The organism is Flagellimonas sp. ABD4_174, from assembly GCF_056160185.1.
Genome location: NZ_JBSWWP010000001.1, coordinates 2,525,751 through 2,544,962, shown reverse-complemented (window position 1 = coordinate 2,544,962; position 19,212 = coordinate 2,525,751). Strand labels below are relative to the sequence as shown.

Here is a 19,212-nt window from a genome sequence, read left to right as displayed (position 1 = left end):
GGTTCAATGATTTTTTAGGCTAATCTACTTTACGTAAGATTTTTTCCATTTTACGACCCTTTGCCAATTCATCTACCAATTTATCCAAAATTCGTACCTGCCTGGTTAAGGTAAACTCTATTTCTTCTATTCGATATCCACATATAACTCCTTTGATCAATCCGGCATTTGGATGCAATTTTGCCTCTTTAAAAAAAATTTCGAAGGTGGTTTTATCATCTATTAATTTCTGTAATTTTTCTTCATTGAATCCTGTTAACCATTCAATTACCGTAATTAGCTCATCCTTGGTCCTGCCTATTTTTTCTACCTTGGATAGGTAATGCGGGTAGACCGAGGCAAATGTCATATTTGCAATACGCTCATTTTGTTTTTCTGTGACTTTCATTTTTCATTGATTTTAGGTTTACCTTCTCTAAAAGAGTTGAATGTGAAATCCGGTATATTTTGGATTTTATCTGTAAAGTAGTCAAGAATTTGCGAGCATGCAAAGGGTCTTGTTCCGATCCCAAGGTTAAATAAAAATTAACAATTACTATTATTGGCACTTTTATGGAGTTGGAATTACGTGTTCTTCCTTAAAATTTTGACTCATTACTAGTAACCTAAAAACAACAAATCATGGAAAACCGTAGATCATTTGTAAAAAAGCTTGGATGGACAGCAGGAGCCGTTTCGTTATTGGGATTGTACCCTGCTTTTGGATGGAGTCCGATTATTGAACGTAAAAATCCGATCCGCATAAAAGGCAGGGTGGCAACTAACGGGAAAGGCATTGGAAATGTGGTAGTGTCGGACGGAAATACTACAGGTTTGACCAATAAGAACGGGTATTTTGAGTTTTTGAGCACAACCCATCAACCATTTGTGTTTTTAAGTATGCCCGCGGGTTACGAAATAGATCAGTTGAGCAATGGATCGGCTTCCTATTTTTTTCCAATTGATCCTGCAAACCATAAAATGGAGGTCTTGTTCCAGCTTAAACCTCTTGGGCAGAGTGATGATAAACATAGTCTGCTACTTTTGGCGGATCCCCAGATCCAGAACGAGTATGAGGCCGCACAACTTTTGGAAATATCCACTCCAGATATAGTGGATACCATTAAAAGCCTAAATGATCCCAATACAATTGGTGTAGGGTGCGGGGATTTGGTGTTCGATAGGTTAGATCTTTTTAAGGATTACAATAATGCCGTTATGCAGATGGGGGTTCCATTTTTTCAAGTCGTTGGAAATCATGACATGGATTTAGGTGTCCGGAGCGATGAACTATCAACAAGTACCTTTAACAGGCTTTTTGGGCCAACCTACTATTCGTTTAACCGCGGGGAGATCCACTACGTGGTTTTGGATGATGTTTTCTTTACAGGTAATAATAAGGAGTACATAGGGTATATAACGGAAAACCAGTTGATTTGGTTGGAACAGGACCTTGGCCATATAGAAAAGGGCAGTACGGTAGTCGTGTGTACACATATACCCGTTGCCTCTGGAGTAAAGAACAAAGAACACTTGTACGAACTTTTGGCACCTTTTAAGGTACATATACTTTCTGGGCATACCCATCGAAATACCAATTATCCCGATTCAAATCGATTTGAACATGTGCATGGGGCCGTGTGCGGTGCTTGGTGGAGCGGACCTATTTGCAGTGATGGAACACCCAATGGATATGGAGTATATCAAATGCGCGGAAGCGAGGTAACTTGGAAATACAAATCGGTAGGCGAATCGATGGATCATCAATTCAGGTTTTATAAAAGAGGGAGTCATCCCGAGTTCCCAAACTCCTGTGCCCTAAATATATGGAACTGGAACCCTGACTGGAAGACTTGCTGGTACGAAAACGGAGATCGTAAATCCCATATCCATAAAGTTGATGCTACCGACCCAATGAGCATAGAATTGCACCTTGGTAAGCTCTTGCCAGAAAGAAGACCATGGGTAGAACCAGCAAAAAGTGATCATATGTTCTTTTTTGAACCTGGCGAAAATCTGGATAAGATCACAATTGAGGTAACGGACAACTTCGGTAATACTTATATCCAAACCATAAAAAGCGAGGATATGTAAAGGACCGACAACTTAAAATGTTAGTTCATTGTTAAGCAAATAAACCCGGTATGAAATAATCGTTAACAACCACACAGAACGACCTTTCACCATACGTGTAAAGGTCTTTTTTTTTGACTTTCCCCAAAAGACCGAAAAACAAATATGATGGATCATCAGAAGCGGTTTCACGAGCTAGTCGATAAGCATTTGAACGGTGACCTTAGTACAGGCGAAAAAAATGAGCTTGAATCACATTACCGCCATTACGAAAAAAAGGTGCTAACCCCTAGAAAGAAACAAGAGGTGAGAAGGACCATTTTTCAGCAGCTATTGGTTCATCTTGGAAAAGTTGAAAAAACTAGCGGACAAAAAAGAACGAACCTAAATTTTGTTCGAATTGCCGCATCATTGGCGTTGATTATTGCGTTGGGAGCCACTTTGTTGAACGAGTTTAAATTTGATCGCGCTGAGGTCATCACTATAGCTACCGGATTTGGTGAAAGAAAAGAGGTGGTTTTGCCAGATAGTTCCACAGTTACCTTAAATGCCGGGAGCAGTATTTCTTTTCCAAGCTTTTTTGATACCGACATAAGACAGGTTACCCTAAAAGGAGAGGCATTTTTTCAAATAGAACACAATCCGGATCAACCTTTCCTAGTTTCTGCAGCTGGTCTAACAACAAAAGTACTGGGAACTACATTCAATATAAATGCCTATAACACAAGCGAAAAAATTAAGGTAAGCCTTAAAACAGGGTCTGTACAAGTTGATGGTAAGGACGGAACATTGGCAATTTTAAAACCCGATGAACAATTGTTGTACCATAACAAGACCGGAATATATAGTGTCTTGACCCAAAAGACGGATAATGATACTTCTTGGATGAAGAATATTTTGAAATTGAAAGATCATTCTTTGCAAGAAGCGCAGAAGATAGTGGAGCGCTGGTTCAATGTGGAACTTCAGATCGAGTCAAATGGAGAAGTAACACAACAGACGATAACAGGTAAGTTTATAGACCCAAAACTAGATGAGACACTCCATAGTTTGGAATTGCTCACTGGAACAAAAATCACCTATAAAAAGCAAAACCATAAATAAACCATTGTGCCAATGAACTAAAGCCAAAATTAAAAAAAGCCTCTCCTGCGCCAACAGAAAAGGCTCGATAAAAACTACATATTCACTAAATACATAGTATGAAATAATGAAACCAAAATTACTATATTTTTTCAACAGAAACATTATGAAAGTGTTCATGATTTTATGGACATTCCATTTTTTTGCCATGCCCGTACAAGCCGGACCGGCAAGTTTTAACACCATTAGTTTAAAACAAGATCGGATAGGTCTAATGGATATTTTTGATCGTATCGAAGAGCAGGCTACGGTAAGTTTTATTTACAATAGCGAAGTAAAGAACATCGATCAGCAAATCAATGTCGATTTTAAGAACAGGCCCCTTACCGATGTAATGGACCATTTGGCCAAGGTTTACGGACTAGGTTATCAGATTCAGAAAAGCAACATTACTGTATTTGTACTCCCAAAAAAAGAGGCCAGATCATTACAAAGAACAATTCGTGGAACCGTAAAGGATGACAATGGACAACCATTGATGGGAGCCAATGTAAAAGTGCTTGGAACGGACAAGGGCATAATCACGGACTTCGATGGAAATTTTGAGATAAGTGCAGCTAGCGGTGAAGTTCTCGAGTTTTCTTACATAGGAATGGAAACCCAGACCTACACCATATTGGCTGGGGTGGATAATGTGTCCATAACGATGGCTGCCAACAATCAGGAACTCGATGAGGTAGTGGTCATCGGATATGGAGAGAAGACCTTGGAATCGCTCAGTGCGGCCGTAAGCAAGGTAGATGTGTCGGCATTGGCCGAACGTCCTTTGAGCAATGCTGCAGTTGCCTTGCAGGGAGTAACCCCGGGACTCACCATTACGCGATCGAACGGACGCCCAACAGATACCCCAAATATTAATATTAGAGGCTTTACGTCCATAAACGGGGGAGAGCCTTTAATCATAATAGATGGTGTAGAAGGGGATATAAACGATATCAATCCAAACGATATAGAGAACATCAGTGTTTTGAAGGACGCGGGTGCCGCAGCTATTTACGGGGCCCGTGCTTCTTTTGGTGTTGTTCTTATCACAACAAAACAAGCAAAACAGGGCGATCTTACCGTAAGTCTGGAAACGACTACTGCCTTTAGCCAAGTAACCACCAATACAGACTTTGTAACGGACCCATATGAGGCCATTCAAATTGCCGATGGGTTTTTCCAGGCCAATAGTGGTGCATCCTATTCCGGATATACCGAAAGTGATCTTGCCGCACTTCAGGAAGTATCGGCCAATCCTTCATTGGCACGTGTGATCACGGATACAAGAAACGGAAGGGAGCAATATGTGCACTATGCCAAAACAAATTGGTGGAATACTTTTTTTAGAAAAAGCAGGCCTTCGCAAATTTATAATGCATCCATAAGTGGAGGTACAGAGAAGTTGAAAGGATATTTCTCTTATCGAAACTATCGAGAGACCGGTATCCTGAAAGTCCAAAAAGATGAATTCAAAAAGGAAAATTATAGGGCAAAAGTCGATTTTAAACTGAATGATTGGATCACTTTAAAGGATAACATGCAATATAACCGGTTCAATGATCTGCAGCATGGCGGATACAGAGGTGGATGGCATGGCAATTACTGGAACTACCTAGTGTACAACCATGCAATGCCCTGGTACGCCCCGACGAATCCGGACGGCACCTATTTTTATAGAAGCGAATTGAACAATTATGCCGCCGGAGATGGGTTGTACGCCTCTTTGTTATATGGTCGGGCCAAGCAAGAGACAGAGGATTCGGAATTCTCCAATATCATCACCGCTACGTTGACACCTTTCAATGGCTTTACCCTTAAGGCAAGTTATGCCTATAGGAAAATGAACCAGAACATATATCAGCGTTCCACTATGGTTCCATGGAGTATTTATGTCGGTGAGGTTGAGAATATGGGAGTAGATCAATTAACGGAGTACAATACTACATCCGATTATGATGCCTTTAATATCTATGCCAATTATAAGAATCGATTTGGAAAGCACCAAGTAGATATTATGGCAGGATTTGGTCAGGAATCCATGTACAGCAAAACAATACAGGCAAGTACTCAGGGTTTAATATCCGACGAACTAAATTCTCTTGGATTGGGAACCACTGCGGACAATGCCACGGGCAGTGCCTTTGAATGGGCGTTGCAGGGAGTATATACAAGGTTATCCTATGATTATGATAGTAAGTACTTTTTAGAACTGAACGGAAGGTACGATGGTACTTCCAGATTCCCCTCTGATTTTAGATGGGGCTTTTTTCCATCGGTATCCGCAGCTTGGGCCATACATAACGAAAGTTTTATGCAAGGTCTTAACCCTACCGTTAGTCAATTAAAATTAAGAGCTTCCTATGGTTCCTTGGGAAATCAAGAAGTTGACCCTTATGCCTACCAACCTGTATTGAGCCGATCTGCTAACCAAGCATTCTCCTTAAATGGAAGTCCTTTGGAGTATATTTCGTCTCCATCTCTAAATCCGGTAGAGATAACTTGGGAAGAAGTCAGAACCTTGGATTTTGGACTTGATTTGGGATTGTTCAAAAATAAGGTAACCGCCAATTTCGACTGGTTTAAAAGGGAAACCTTGGGAATGCTGACAGCGGGGCAAGTACTCCCTGCAACATTGGGAGCAGCTGCTCCACAGGAAAATGCAGCGGATTTGGAGACAAAAGGGTTCGAACTTTCTGTTGCATACTCCGATAGCTTTGTAGTCGGAGGATCACCATTGCAATTTAGTTTTAGCGCAGGTCTTTCCAATTCGGAAACTACGATCACCAGATTTGATAATCCGGAAAACCTTTTAAATTCATTTTATGAAGGCATGAAGATTGGAGACTTGTGGGGATATGAAATTGAGGGACTTTTCCAGTCCGAGGAAGAAATTGCCGCCCATGTGGACCAATCCTATGTTAGCCCAAGGATAACCCCAAGGGGAGGGCTACAGCCCGGAGACGTAAAATATACCGATCTAAATGGTGATGGTGTGGTCAATGCAGGGACCAATACCCTTGATGATCCAGGGGATCAAAAAATTGTGGGCAATGTGGCTCCGCAATATCTGTACAACTTTAAGATAGCCTCCAGTTGGAAAGGTTTTGACATTTCCGCATTTTTTCAAGGGGTTGGCAAACAAGATTGGTACCCTGGTTATAATTCGCAATTATTCTGGGGTCCCTATAGTCGCCCATATGCATCTTTTGTGCGTAAAGACCTGGCCAATAATATATGGTCGGCAGATAACCCTGACGCCTACTATCCAAGAGGATTTGGTTATATAGCACTAAGTACACGGAACTCACTCCGAAATACCAACGATCGCTATCTACAGGATATATCGTACCTAAGGTTAAAGAACCTTACCGTTGGATATAATCTACCACAATCCGTATTGAACAGATTACCGGTTAAAAAGGTAAGGCTATATCTAAGTGGGGAGAACATTTTGACTTTTACCAAATTGACCGACTATATAGATCCGGAGATTGCCAGTAATCAAGTTAACTTGAATGCTCCTTCTGGCTCTTATGCCTACGATTCAAGAGGTCAGGAAGCACCTATGTCCAAAACCTATTCATTGGGCCTATCCATTCAATTTTAAATCAAAAAATGACGATGAAACGATTATATATTACATTGTTAAGTTTAAGCAGTCTGTTTTTTATCAACTGTAGTGATGATTATTTGGACAAAAATCCAATTTCAGATGTAAGCGAAGAAAGCTTCTTTCTTACGGCTTCCGACCTAGAGTTGTACACCAATGGTTTCTATTTAATGTTACCTAACAGCACCGCTAGAAACGAGATTTTTACTTACGACAGCCAGTGTGGTGACATTGTTCACAACACCTTGAGCGATCTAATGATCGGGGCGCGAATCGTACCTGCTACCGGTGGAGGCTGGAACTGGGGCAATTTACGCAACATCAACTATTTCTTGGAAAACTATGAGCGGTGTGAGGATGAAGCGGCCAAGAACAGATTTGGGGGAGTTGCCAGGTTTTTTAGGGCCTATTATTATTTTGGAATGGTCGTAAACTTTGGCGACGTGCCATGGTACGATACCACTATGGAGGCCGACGACGAAGGACTTTACAAGGCCAGGGATAGCAGACAATTTGTAGTTGACAAGATTCTTGAAGATTTGGATTGGGCCATAAACAACATGGGTGATGAACAATATGCTTACGAAGTGAGTAAATTTACGGCCCTCGCCTTAAAATCCAGAGTAGCCTTATTTGAAGGAACTTTCGAAAAATACCACGGTATATCCGGATATGAGAAATATCTGGAAGCGGCCGCTGATGCATCGGAAGAGTTGATGGATACAGGTGTTTATTCACTCTATAGTACAGGAAACCCAAATTTAGATTATGCGGATTTGTTCAGAGCTGAAACAGCGCAAACAACAGAGGTGATCTTGGCACGGGAATATACGGAACCCCTTACCAACGGGCACCGTGCCAATTATTATACCTTGACAGGGTCACAAGGAAGACCGGGAATGCCAAAAAGTGCGGTAAATTCATATTTAAATTCGGACGGTTCCCGTTTTACCGATCAAGCCGATTTTAATGCCGTTTCCTTTGCCGATGAAACAGTAGATCGCGACCCAAGGTTGGCACAGACCATTCGTACCCCCGGATATAGTAGGGTGGGTGAGGGTACGGCCTTGCCCCCGGACCTGTCATTTTCAATAACAGGGTATCATATTACCAAGTTTGTGACCAGTTCCAATTCCGATGGTATCAATCAAAATACCAATGATCTGCCCGTATTTCGTTTTGCAGAGGTACTACTAAACTTTGCCGAAGCAAAAGCGGAATTAGGGACCATTACACAAGATGATCTGGATCGTTCGATCGGATTACTAAGAAATCGTGTAGGTATGCCCGGTCTGTCCATGGATGATTCCAATGCTGATCCTGATGATTACCAAGCAATGATCTATCCCAATGTTAGCGGTGCCAATCAAGGATTGTTATTGGAAATTAGACGGGAGCGCCGAATAGAACTTTATATGGAAGGACATCGTTGGAACGATATTAGACGGTGGAAGGTAGGCCAATCCATAACATTGCCACTGCGCGGAATTTATTTGCCGGGGGCAGGGGAGTACGATTTGGACGGCAATGGTTCCATCGATACTGTAATCTACGAAGGTGATGCACCTGCCGATCAAATTGCAGGCGCAAAATATTTTAAGTTGGGCGCGGATATTCATTTAAGTGCGGATAACTTAATAGATCCACTACCAGAATTCAACACCAGAAGTTTTAATGAAGACAGGGATTATCTTTTACCTATTCCGATACAGGAACTGCAATTGAACCCGAATCTAACGCAAAACCCAAATTGGTAGTTTAGTAATGATAAAGCTCCAGGACGGCTATGTCTTGTCCTGGAGTTTTTTTGATAACAATAGCATAATCTACAACTACAAATTTATTCACGATCAGACGATAAATTTGATTGCGAAGCTCAATACATAACCAAGCTGCCCCAGCTGATGGAAAACCAAAAACTGCTCATAAATGCACTCCAGAATCGCCAAGAAAAAGCACTGGAAAAGATTTTTAACAGCTATTGGAAACGACTATATCTTTATGCACATAGTTTTGTGGATGACCATCAAGTGGCCCAAGATCTTGTACAGGAAATATTTATAAGTCTTTGGGAAAAAACCGAAACGGTCAAAATCGAACAAATCGAGGCCTATCTTTTCAGAGGTGTCAAATATAGAGCCATTAACTACGTGAAATTGGAAAAGAGGAAAGTTTTTTCCGAACAAGTTTTGGAAGCTCGGCCTGCTGTAGATGGGGTAAAAGAACATATGGATTTTTTGGAATCCGAAGAACTCTTTCTAACAACGATGGGGAAACTCCCCAACAAGTGCCGTAGAGTTTTTTATTTAAGTCGTGTTCAAGGGTACAATAACAAGGAAATTGCCTTGGAAATGGATATTTCTATCAGAACCGTTGAGACCCACATAAGTAATGCATTAAGGCTCTTTAAACTTCACTTTAAAAACTGTTTGTCATTGGCTGTCCTAGTACTTAGTTCCTTTTGAACCTATATGGGGGCTTTATCCAAATGAAAACTTGTATCAAATTTGAAATTTAGAATGTTTTAGCAACAAAAGGAATACTTTGCTTCCTTCAAATCGCTTTACATCTTGAAATTGAAAAACTTTAGTAAGACCAAATTGAGTATACCGACCTCTTACTCTTAAAAGAGTATTCGGTTGTAATTCAATGTGTTTTTGAATATTTGGTAAGAACGAACACACTTGATGCAATTCTTCGTGATTAACAAAACACAAATGGCAGGGCAATATTGCCCTGCCAATTTTTAGTGACTGTTCTTGTTTTCTGATGCTTTTATTTTAGCGACTGCTTAAATTCTTCCGTGGTGTACACATGGCTGGCCACAAAACGATAATTAATTTCTGCGGCTACGTTTCCATCATACCCGGGAGCAACGGCTGAAGCTGTTGCATCTACCACTACGGCAACTTCGAAGCCGTCTTCCAGCAGTTCCCTTAGATGCGATTCTACACATAGGTTTCCGGACATTCCTGCCAAAACAACCTTATCGATTTTCTGCTTTCTCAACTGCAAGCTAAGATCGTTCTGCTCGGGCCCGTACACTTTATGGGGACCTACGACCGTTACAAAATCCTTGTTGATGTATTTTTTGTATCGGGGAAGCCAATCAGCACCGGATCCTTCGAAGCCTTCTTTGTTGAGCTGGTCGCCTCGGTCAAACATTCCTATGTCGTGCATTAGTTTTTCCAATGCCCCTTCAAATTTCCATTTGTGATCGTGCTCGTAATAATAATGTGGAGAAATAAATACTTGAATTCCATGTGCTTCAGCCAATTGGAACAGTGTTTCCAAATTTTCAACGGTATTGTTTTTAATCACACTCTCTCCAATGACTCCCCAAGTTACGCCATCGGGGCTCAAAAAATCATTTTGAGGGTCGGTTATAACAATGGCCGTGGTGTTGTCCACTGTAAATCCGGGGTCTGGAATTTGAGCATGGGCGCAGGGGACACAAGCAAGAAGGAAAATGTACAAAGCAATAGGATTGAATAAAATTGATTTCATGATTTTAAAGATTAAGTGATTTTACAATAATTTGATTGTTTTTTATGATTTGGTCTTTCCTAAATAAATAGACCGGTTTCATCATTGTTAAATTCCAGTTCTTCTTGAACCTTGTTCAGTGTTTCCTGGTTTTCCGCATTCTGCGCACTGTATTTATACCTTGAAACAGACAGTCTTCTAAGGAATTTGGCCAATAACATTTCTACAAAGAATAAGGGTTGATGAATCACTGGTTTAATTCAACATGGCTAAGTTGTTCTGAAATGTTTTTCTATACTTTAAGGGTGGTATGCCAAAGTTGGATTTAAACAGTTTGGAAAAATGGCTAGGGTTTTCACAACCCACCCCGAGACCGACCTGAATAACACTTTCATCTGTGGAAATGAGAAGCTTTTTAGCTTCTTCCAGCTTTATTCGAGTTATAAACTGATGTGGTGTTTCACCTGTGGTTCTTTTAAATACACGAGTAAAATAATGCATGCTCAGCTCAACCAATTTGGCCAATTCAGAGGTTAGAACAGGACGATCTATATGTTTTTTTACATATCGATGTATCTTATGTATTTGAAAAGGAGTCAACCCCATTTTTAATTTACAGTTCAACTGCGATTCTATGTTCTCTCTTTTTACCAAGTAATCGCCCAGGGTAACTATCATATTCTCCAAATGGGATTGTCTGTCCATGGGACTCATCAATAGTTCCTGGATCAGGTAAAGTGCAAGCTGGTTGCTAAGCGGGGTTTCCAATATTGGTACAGGAACAAATTTATCGGTATCCATGCCAAGGTTCATTAAACCAAATGTTCCATTGTACATACCGATCACCAAAGGTGCGGTAGGGTTAAAATCGGGAGCTGTGTTGAGTGAATAGATAAATTCAAAAGTATCCGCCCCGTCGGCGCTATCTTTTTGGTTTTTAGTGTCCTGGATAAGAAAAAGGACAACGGTCGAGTTTCCGATTGTCTGTTTTATTTCCTTTCTATTGGTATGGGAGTTTTTGATGTGGTTGATATATCTCATGGCTTTTCTTTTTATATGGGTTAGCTGCGACGGACAGGGTTGCCCATCAATTATCTTATATGCTTCTTGTTTTAAGGGCCCTGCAGAATCGCCCCTTGAACACATTTCAAAATTACTGATGCATAGGGGAGGTAACTAGTTGGAGTTTCTTAATGCGGACAGTTTTCTTACCAATGTGTTGGATTTTATCATTTTTCAGCATTCTTTCCGTTGTTCTGGACTCCTTTTAAAAAGTGCGATCTTCTAAACGTTACGGTTTACCTTCTTAACGTATCCTATAATCACGTATAAATGAGTAAATTGTAGTCCAATACGTACCCAATGAATCGGATAAGAATAAAAGATGTAGATATTGAGTGGAGTTTGCATCCAGATATCTGGAAAATTGAGGAAAAAGGGACCTCCCAACTTGCAACCGTCCTTTTGCAACAATTATCCAAGACCACTTTGTTCGAGCAATTTGCAATAAATAAAATACAAATATTGCCTGGCAATAGGGTGACCTATCAAATACCGGTTCCTGAAAAAAAATTTCCAATAGCCCCTAAAACAGACAAGGATTTTGAGTCTTTCCTAAATCGAACAATTGTATTGGCCACTGCCATTTCGGAAGTACATAAAGCGGAATATTGTTTTGGCGTTTTACAGAACAGTAGATTTATGGTGGATTCGGATGGAAAATTGCTCATTACGGGTCTCGGTTTGTTTCAAAAAGAGTACGCCAAAAGTGACTTGGCCGCTTATCAGGATGATGATTTCTTTTTTATGGCCCCCGAATTTAGTACTCGTAGTAAGCAAAGACCAGATTTTAAAGCTGATCTGTATGGATTTGGAGCGCTGATGCATTATTGGCTAACCGGAGAACATTTTTTTAAAGCTGTAGACAAGCAAGAAGTATTGCACAAACATTTAACGGAACCATATGATGCTTCTATAAACACCCTTTGGAAACACACAGGGATCCATCAGATCATCAATGCTTTGTTGGAAAAGAAGCCGGAAAATAGGTACCAGTCGGCACAAGGGGTATTAAGGGATCTGGAAAACTTAAAACATCAATTCGGCAAAGGGGAATTTGATGTTTCCCCAGAATTGAGCATCAATTTTAATCCTGGGGTAATTCGCATTTCTGATACCATTCTGGAACAAGAAGCTGCCCTCCAGCAATTAATGAAGGTTTATCGGGATGTGCGAAATGGACCTGCTTCCGTAGCGTTTGTGGAAGGAGCGGCCGGTATAGGTAAAACATCTTTGGCCAAGGCTTTCGAAGCTGAAATTACCGATTCGGATACACTCTTTACCGTAGGCAGTTTTGATAAATCCCAATCCACCCCATATAGTGCATTCCAAAAAGCGTTTAAAAACATAGCACAGCGAATACTGCTTAAATCAGGAAAGAGCCATTCCGAGATCCGGGACATTTTTATAAATGGACTAGGTTCCGATTTATCTGCATTATTTGAGGTTATACCCGATTTAAAGGAACTTACCGGGAAACTACCGGAACCAGAATCCTTGAATCCATTGGAAACAGGAGATCGTTTTGTAAATCTATTTGCACGGTATTGCCGAACATTGGATGGAATCGGTTTAAAACGGGTGATTTTTATAGATGATGTACAATGGAGCGATCTATCCTCCCTTAAACTTATAGAATATATGGCGTGGGCACCGCTCCACAGGGTGTTGTTTGTGCTATCCTACAATCCGGAGGGACTAACAGAGGATCATCCTTTGCTCAAATTTCAACGCTCCTTGGTGGCGGGCAAAAAGAACGTGCCTGTAATACGTTTAAGGCCATTGAGCCAAAACGCCACTGAGCAAGTAGTGGCCGATGCGCTTTCCGAAGAGCAAAGCAAAATCCATGACCTTGCAGTACTGGTCCACAAAAAAACCAACGGAAACCCTTATTATATAAAACACTTCCTGTATTCGCTCCACGAAAATAAAGCTTTGACCTACGATACCGTGGCCCAACGATGGCAGTACAATCTGAGTAGTGTAAAACAGCAAGATGTAGCTGAAAACCTCTTGGCCATCTACGAAAAACAATTGTCCCTGCAATCGTACCAGGCCCAAGTTATACTTAAAATTGCCGCTTTTGACAATGGAAACTTTAATATTCCATTATTGATTTCTATGAGTGGTTTTCCCCAAGAAATCGTTGTTCTGCTTTTGGAACTGCTGACCGAAGCTGGCCAAATTTCAAAGTTGGACGCTACACCAAATCAGTTTGTATTTAATCACAACAAGATTCAACAGGCTGCATTGCACCTTGCCATTCCTGGGTTCGATGTTTCTTTTGAAGAGCTGCACTATGGTATTGCGCTATTTCATATGGAGAACAATGGAATTGTCGATGCCATATCACTAAATCAATTTGTAGAGCATTTAATAAGTTCAGGAGCTCATATACAGGATAATATCGTTCCCGTTGCTCTTGGATATATTTTGGAAGCGGCACAATTGGCAAATAACTCAAACTCGGCATTAACGGCAAAACAAAATTTGAGTTTTGCACTAGATCTTCAGACTAAATTTAGGACAGATAGGTATGCCTACGAAGTGTTGTTCGAAATGGCAAAGGCGTCCTACCTTTTAAAACAGGTGGAAGAGGGCAGGGTATATGCTGATAAGGCAATTAATAATGCCCCTGATGATTATAAAAAGTGTGAAGTTCATTTGCTGAACCTTACATTTTTTGAAGCTTACTCTTTATATAAGTCGAATACCCAGGAAGGAATTAAGGCGTTGAAGGTATTGGGATCCAAAATGAATCTTTTCTCTAAACCTAGTGAAACCAAGAGTGCATACCTCAAATTTATGGAGGTGCTGCCTACGGATTTTAATAATGATTTATTGGGTAGTGCAGTATATACAAAGGAAGACCGGTATGCTTTGGAAATTATGGTGAATATGTGTACTTCCGCCAAGCAGATAGATCATACTCTATATACCCATCTTTTATTTGCCATGGGCGAACTTATGTTTAAAAATGGTTTCACCGATTCGTCTCCTTTCATACTGGTACATTTAGGATCGCTTTTGTGCCACCGATATCATGAATTTGAACTGGGCGAGAAACTTAGCTCTCTTGGTTTAAAAAGGTTGCAATCGGAAAAGCCGGGTAAATATTTCTCCAAAACCATGTCCGTTTATCATATGGCAATGGGTCCGCTTATGGCCGATTACCAGACTTTGGAAACACAACTGGATGAAGCCATCGCTTATAATGTGGATCGAGGGGACTTTTATGGGGCAAGTAGCCTGCAATATGCCCAAATTAGAAACCAATTGCTCTCGGGCACTAATCTGATGGAATTGCTCAGGGTCTGTAACGAGACGATAGATTCCTTCAGCATACATGGCAATACAGTCCATTTGGCCCAAATACAAGGCATCAAATTTATTTTGCAAAGATTGATCGGGAACGATACCGGCAACTTAAACACAGCAACAAAGGTCATGCAGTTATTGGAAGATAGTAATTGCAGGACCGCCATTGCAAGTTTTCACATATTTTCAGGTTGGGTCGATTGTATTAAGGGAGATTATCAAAAAGCCTTAGCCCACTTTAAGGACCATCAAAAAGAATTGGAACATCTGATTTCCGAACCACAATTTTTTAAATATCAGGTCTTACGGTCCGTATGTGAATTAATGGTCAATAGCAACCCAACATCAAAAGTTTTGGGAGGAGTTAAGGAAAGGCAGAAACAACTAAGTGGTTGGGCGAAGGCCGCATCGCACAATTTTTGGGCAGAGTACCAAATAGTAGAGTTGTTACTGGCTTGTAAATCGGGAGATTATACCAATGTGCCCGAGCAGATAGAACATGTACTGCTTTGGACACAGAAAAATGGACAATTCCATATTAGGGCCATGTTTTGCGATATAATTTCAAGTGCTCTACCAAAAAAAGGATTTGTTTTTATAAAGCAAGCCTTAAAAAATGAATCCGAAAAAGCCAAAGCAGGATGGGGCATTCCTTTGCAGAGTAAAGAGTTCGACGGGAATTTTGAAGAGAAGGCAAACACCCATTCCCAGCACATTAAAAATTTCGATTTTCAAAGTTTGATCAAGGCCACGCAAACCATATCGGCAGAAGTGAATCGGGACCGTCTTGTGGAGAGTTTATTGCAGATTGTGATGGAAAATGCCGGAGCGGACAAAGGAGCACTGGTTTTAAGAAACGGGACCTCTTTACATGTTACGGCCTTTATAGATCTTACTGTTCCAACAGAAGCACAATTTTCGGAGAGTCCTCTCGAAGATTGCAGAACATTGCCCATTAGCCTAATAGAACATGTAGCAACGACTAAAAAGGAGCTGTGCATTGATGATTTAACCGAATATTGTGCCAATTCAGAAGATTTGACAGCAGATTTTAAGGGGTCGCTGCTGTTACTTCCCTTAATAAAACAAAGAGATCTGGTAGGAGTACTGTACATTGCCAATAGCCATATTACAGGAATGTTTACAGAAGGAGGACTGGAAGTATTGCGAATAGTTGCGGCACAAGCAGCAATTTCCATTACAAATTCCACCCTTTATGAACAAGCCGTTACCTTAAACAATGAGTTGGCGACCTCCCAAAAGGAACTGGCCAAACTTAACCAGGCATTGGAAGAGAAAATTAAAAATAGGACCCAGCATTTACGCCACGAAATAGAAATGAGAAAAGAGGCGGAAAGGGACTTGATTTTTGCCAAGAACGATGCCGACAATGCCAACCGTGCCAAATCACAATTTTTGGCCAATATGAGCCATGAGATCCGTACACCTCTAAATGCAATTGTTGGATTCTCTCAGATACTTACCAATCAAAGCAAGTCACTTGATCTAACCAATTCGTTTCGTAGGTATTTGAACAATATTCATCAAAGTGCAGAATCACTTTCCGAGATAATCCAGGACATATTGGATTTATCCAAGATAGAAGCAGGAAAAACCGTCCTTTTGCAAGAAGATATGGATCTTAGGCAGCTGTTCTTTTCGGTATATAGGATTCAGAATAGTATGGCAAAGTCCAAGGATGTAAAGGTAATCTATGGTCTGTCTCCGGGAACACCAAGATATGTGCGTTCCGATCGTGGTAAAATAAAACAGATCCTTATGAATATTGTGGGCAATGCGGTAAAATTTACCCCGGCATCCAAGAACGTGCACCTGGATTTGCGTGTAGATAACGACTTTTTGATATTCCGAGTAGCTGACGAAGGCATAGGGATTCCACAGAAAGACCTCGAACGAATTTTTGAACCCTTTACACAATCCGATGCGGGCAAGGACAGAAAATACGGCGGAACAGGGCTTGGGTTGGCAATTACCAAAAGCCTAGTGGATATTTTAAAAGGAGAGCTTAGTGTGGAGAGTACGGAAGGGGAAGGAACCATCTTTACGATCAAGATACCCTATTTAAAGGCCACGCCAATGCCATTCGATAATCCCGAGACCATTATGGCCAACTATAGGATACCTTCCAAAAGTAAAATTTTGGTGGTGGAAGATCAATTAATGAACCAAGAAATGATCAGGGCCCTATTTGCCGAGTTGGGATCGGAAATTTTACTGGCTTCAAACGGTAGGGAAGGTGTCGCCATGGCAAAGCAATATGACCCCGATATTATTTTTATGGATATTCACATGCCGGAAATTGATGGTTTTGAGACCTTAAAGTTGATTCGAGGCTTTAACCTGGATATACCCATAATAGGCTTGTCCGCAGATGCATTCAAAGAACACCAAGATGCTGCCGTAGAAGCAGGTTTTACCGCTTACCTTACCAAACCCGTAAATGTACCCAAGCTCGTGGGACTTCTAAAAAGTTTCCTTCCAGAAGTGTCCTGTACAAAATCAACTGGCAAAACGGTTCTGAATGATGATCAACAACATCAAAAAGAGCAAGCGCTGGAAACCTTGCGAAAACTGCCCATTTTTGAAACGGAAAAATTGGCTGCAGTCGCTGAATCCTTAAGTGAAATACTGCCTGCCGGAATATTGAATAAATTGGAGGATGCCATTTATACAGGTGATGAAGTAGCTTTACAGAATTTTTTAACGAATACATTAAATGTATAAGGATACTTCTATTTTGGTTGTGGATGACAACCGACAGGTATTGGAACTGGTAAACCATGTCTTGGCCGAAGTAGGCTATAACATCTCTTTTATCCCAAAAGGACAGTTTTTGTTCAAACGATTGGCAAGCCAAAAATTTGATTTGGTACTGTTGGATATCAACCTTCCAGGTGTTAGTGGTCTGGAACTCTTGCAACAGGTCAAATCGGATTTTGTTTATAAATCAATTCCGGTAATCATTATTAGCGCAGAGGAAGAAGATGAAACTTTGGCAAAATGTTTTGCTCTTGGAGCAAGCGATTATATCAAAAAACCGATTCATCACGAAATTCTAAAAGCTAGGGTTCAGTCCGTTATTTCGGCATCTCGATTCCATCAAAATGCGATCCATCAACAAAAACAGGAAGCCTTGCGAGCCCGGATGAAGATGTTGTCCTCCCAAATGAACCCACATTTTATTTTTAATTCTTTGTCTTCTATCCAAGAATTTGTTCTGGCAAACAAAACCGAAAGGGTATTGGATTATCTATCGGAGTTTGCTGGATTAATGCGACAAAACCTGGAGAATTCCATGCTTGCCCATATAACTCTATCCAAGGAGCTACAGTTTTTGGATACCTACTTAAAACTGGAAAGAACCCGCTTCAACAATATATTCGAATATAGGATTGATATAGATGTTGAGGCTCCGGAAAATATTATGATTCCACCTATGCTACTGCAGCCCTATCTGGAGAATGCGATTATTCATGGTCTTCGTAAATCCACTGGACCGGGAAGGTTGCTTTTAAAGGTTAGGGAAAAAGGGAATACCATACATTGTACAATAGAGGACAATGGTATTGGAAGGGCATTGGCTTCGGCTATCTCGGAGAGCCGGCATAGATCTATCGCCATGTCCAATATTGAGGCGCGCCTAGAACTCTTGAACATGGAATTTGGACAGGATTTGTTCAGTGTCGAGGTCGTGGACCTGGAAAAGAAAGGTAAGCCTTCTGGTACAAAAGTAGAGCTCTGCTTTCCAAACGATTTACACTAATTTTTTTAGAAGGGCTTCCTTTTTCCTGACCGATACATCCACATGGGATCCATCTTTTAAAACAAGATACCCCCCTTTGCCCTTAACATATTTTTCTACATGGTTAAGGTTGACCATATGGGATTTATGTACCCTGAAAAAATTAAAGGACTCCAATAAAGGTTCAAATTCTCCCAAAGGTTTGGAAACCATGATCATTTTTCCGTTATCCAGGTAAAAGTTGGAATACACATGGTTGGCTTCTACGCGCAGCAATCGATTGGCTTCCACAAAATCAATGCCTTCCGACGAGCGTAGGGCTATTTTGGTATAATTATGGTCCTGCAATTTGGTATTTTCCCTAAGTACCTGATATTCTTCTTCCCTAGAGGGTGCCTGCTTGGCCAAAATTTTACCTGCTCGAGATACAGCGTTTTTCAGTTCTTGAATGTTTATGGGCTTTAAAAGATAATCCAGTGCAGCATACTTAATGGCATTTATGGCATAAAGATCATGTGCTGTTGTAAAAATCACTTCAAAATTAGGTTCCGGAAAATGGTCGAACAAGGTAAATCCATTGCCCTCGGGCATTTCAATATCCAAAAACACCAAGGCAGGCTGTTCCGTGTTGATCAGGACCACAGCATCTTCCACAGAAAAAGCATCGCCAACCAGCTCAATATTAGGGCAAAATGTAGTCAACATCTTTCCAAGAATATCATGGTGACGTTGTTCATCATCCACAATAATGGAACGGATTTGAAGGGTCATGAGCGGTTTGGTTATAATTATAGCTCTA

Annotated in this window: 12 protein-coding genes; 7 read left to right on the top strand and 5 right to left on the bottom strand. The window is 40.8% G+C overall.

Annotated elements, in window-relative coordinates:
• Positions 1–19: 19 nt before the first annotated feature.
• Complete coding sequence (locus ACXAFK_RS11260; RefSeq protein ID WP_474957824.1) at positions 20–388, bottom strand: DUF2200 domain-containing protein; 369 nt, start codon at positions 386–388, stop codon at positions 20–22.
• Between the two features lie 233 nt (positions 389–621).
• Here ACXAFK_RS11260 and ACXAFK_RS11255 point away from each other — a divergent pair, with 233 nt between their 5' ends.
• The 5 genes from ACXAFK_RS11255 (at position 622) to ACXAFK_RS11235 (ending at position 9,252) form a co-directional block, all read left to right on the top strand.
• Complete coding sequence (locus ACXAFK_RS11255; RefSeq protein ID WP_474957823.1) at positions 622–2,073, top strand: calcineurin-like phosphoesterase C-terminal domain-containing protein; 1,452 nt, start codon at positions 622–624, stop codon at positions 2,071–2,073.
• 144 nt (positions 2,074–2,217) lie between these two features.
• Positions 2,218–3,156 carry a FecR family protein gene (locus tag ACXAFK_RS11250; protein ID WP_474957822.1) on the top strand — a complete coding sequence of 313 codons (939 nt, stop codon included), beginning with the start codon at positions 2,218–2,220 and terminating at the stop codon, positions 3,154–3,156.
• A gap of 145 nt (positions 3,157–3,301) precedes the next feature.
• Positions 3,302–6,784: a TonB-dependent receptor gene (locus ACXAFK_RS11245; protein WP_474957821.1), complete on the top strand. Its 3,483-nt coding sequence runs from the start codon at positions 3,302–3,304 to the stop codon at positions 6,782–6,784.
• A gap of 14 nt (positions 6,785–6,798) precedes the next feature.
• Complete coding sequence (locus ACXAFK_RS11240; protein WP_474957820.1) at positions 6,799–8,544, top strand: RagB/SusD family nutrient uptake outer membrane protein; 1,746 nt, start codon at positions 6,799–6,801, stop codon at positions 8,542–8,544.
• A 147-nt stretch (positions 8,545–8,691) separates the two neighbouring features.
• Positions 8,692–9,252, top strand: a complete 561-nt coding sequence (locus ACXAFK_RS11235; RefSeq protein WP_474957819.1) for an RNA polymerase sigma-70 factor — start codon at positions 8,692–8,694, stop codon at positions 9,250–9,252.
• Between the two features lie 310 nt (positions 9,253–9,562).
• Here ACXAFK_RS11235 and ACXAFK_RS11230 read toward each other — a convergent pair whose 3' ends face one another.
• The 3 genes from ACXAFK_RS11230 to ACXAFK_RS11220 are packed head-to-tail and all read right to left on the bottom strand — an operon-like array spanning position 9,563 to position 11,314.
• The gene (locus tag ACXAFK_RS11230) at positions 9,563–10,294 is read right to left on the bottom strand and encodes an isochorismatase family protein (protein ID WP_224837075.1); all 732 of its coding nucleotides are present in this window, start codon (positions 10,292–10,294) and stop codon (positions 9,563–9,565) included.
• Positions 10,295–10,353: 59 nt separating this feature from the next.
• Positions 10,354–10,524: a hypothetical protein gene (locus ACXAFK_RS11225; protein WP_252079470.1), complete on the bottom strand. Its 171-nt coding sequence runs from the start codon at positions 10,522–10,524 to the stop codon at positions 10,354–10,356.
• A 4-nt stretch (positions 10,525–10,528) separates the two neighbouring features.
• Positions 10,529–11,314 carry a helix-turn-helix domain-containing protein gene (locus ACXAFK_RS11220; protein ID WP_474957818.1) on the bottom strand — a complete coding sequence of 262 codons (786 nt, stop codon included), beginning with the start codon at positions 11,312–11,314 and terminating at the stop codon, positions 10,529–10,531.
• 321 nt (positions 11,315–11,635) lie between these two features.
• Between ACXAFK_RS11220 and ACXAFK_RS11215 the strand changes: the two genes are divergently transcribed.
• Positions 11,636–17,395 carry an ATP-binding protein gene (locus ACXAFK_RS11215; protein WP_474957817.1) on the top strand — a complete coding sequence of 1,920 codons (5,760 nt, stop codon included), beginning with the start codon at positions 11,636–11,638 and terminating at the stop codon, positions 17,393–17,395.
• Positions 17,388–18,434, top strand: coding sequence for a response regulator (locus ACXAFK_RS11210; RefSeq protein WP_474957816.1), 1,047 nt, complete (start codon positions 17,388–17,390; stop codon positions 18,432–18,434). The genes ACXAFK_RS11215 and ACXAFK_RS11210 overlap by 8 nt, the downstream gene beginning before the upstream one ends.
• On the opposite strand, the gene ACXAFK_RS11205 is transcribed toward ACXAFK_RS11210, so the two are convergent.
• The gene (locus tag ACXAFK_RS11205) at positions 18,426–19,184 is read right to left on the bottom strand and encodes a LytR/AlgR family response regulator transcription factor (RefSeq protein ID WP_474957815.1); all 759 of its coding nucleotides are present in this window, start codon (positions 19,182–19,184) and stop codon (positions 18,426–18,428) included. The two genes, ACXAFK_RS11210 and ACXAFK_RS11205, sit on opposite strands and share 9 nt — an antisense overlap.
• Between the last annotated feature and the right edge of the window lie 28 nt (positions 19,185–19,212).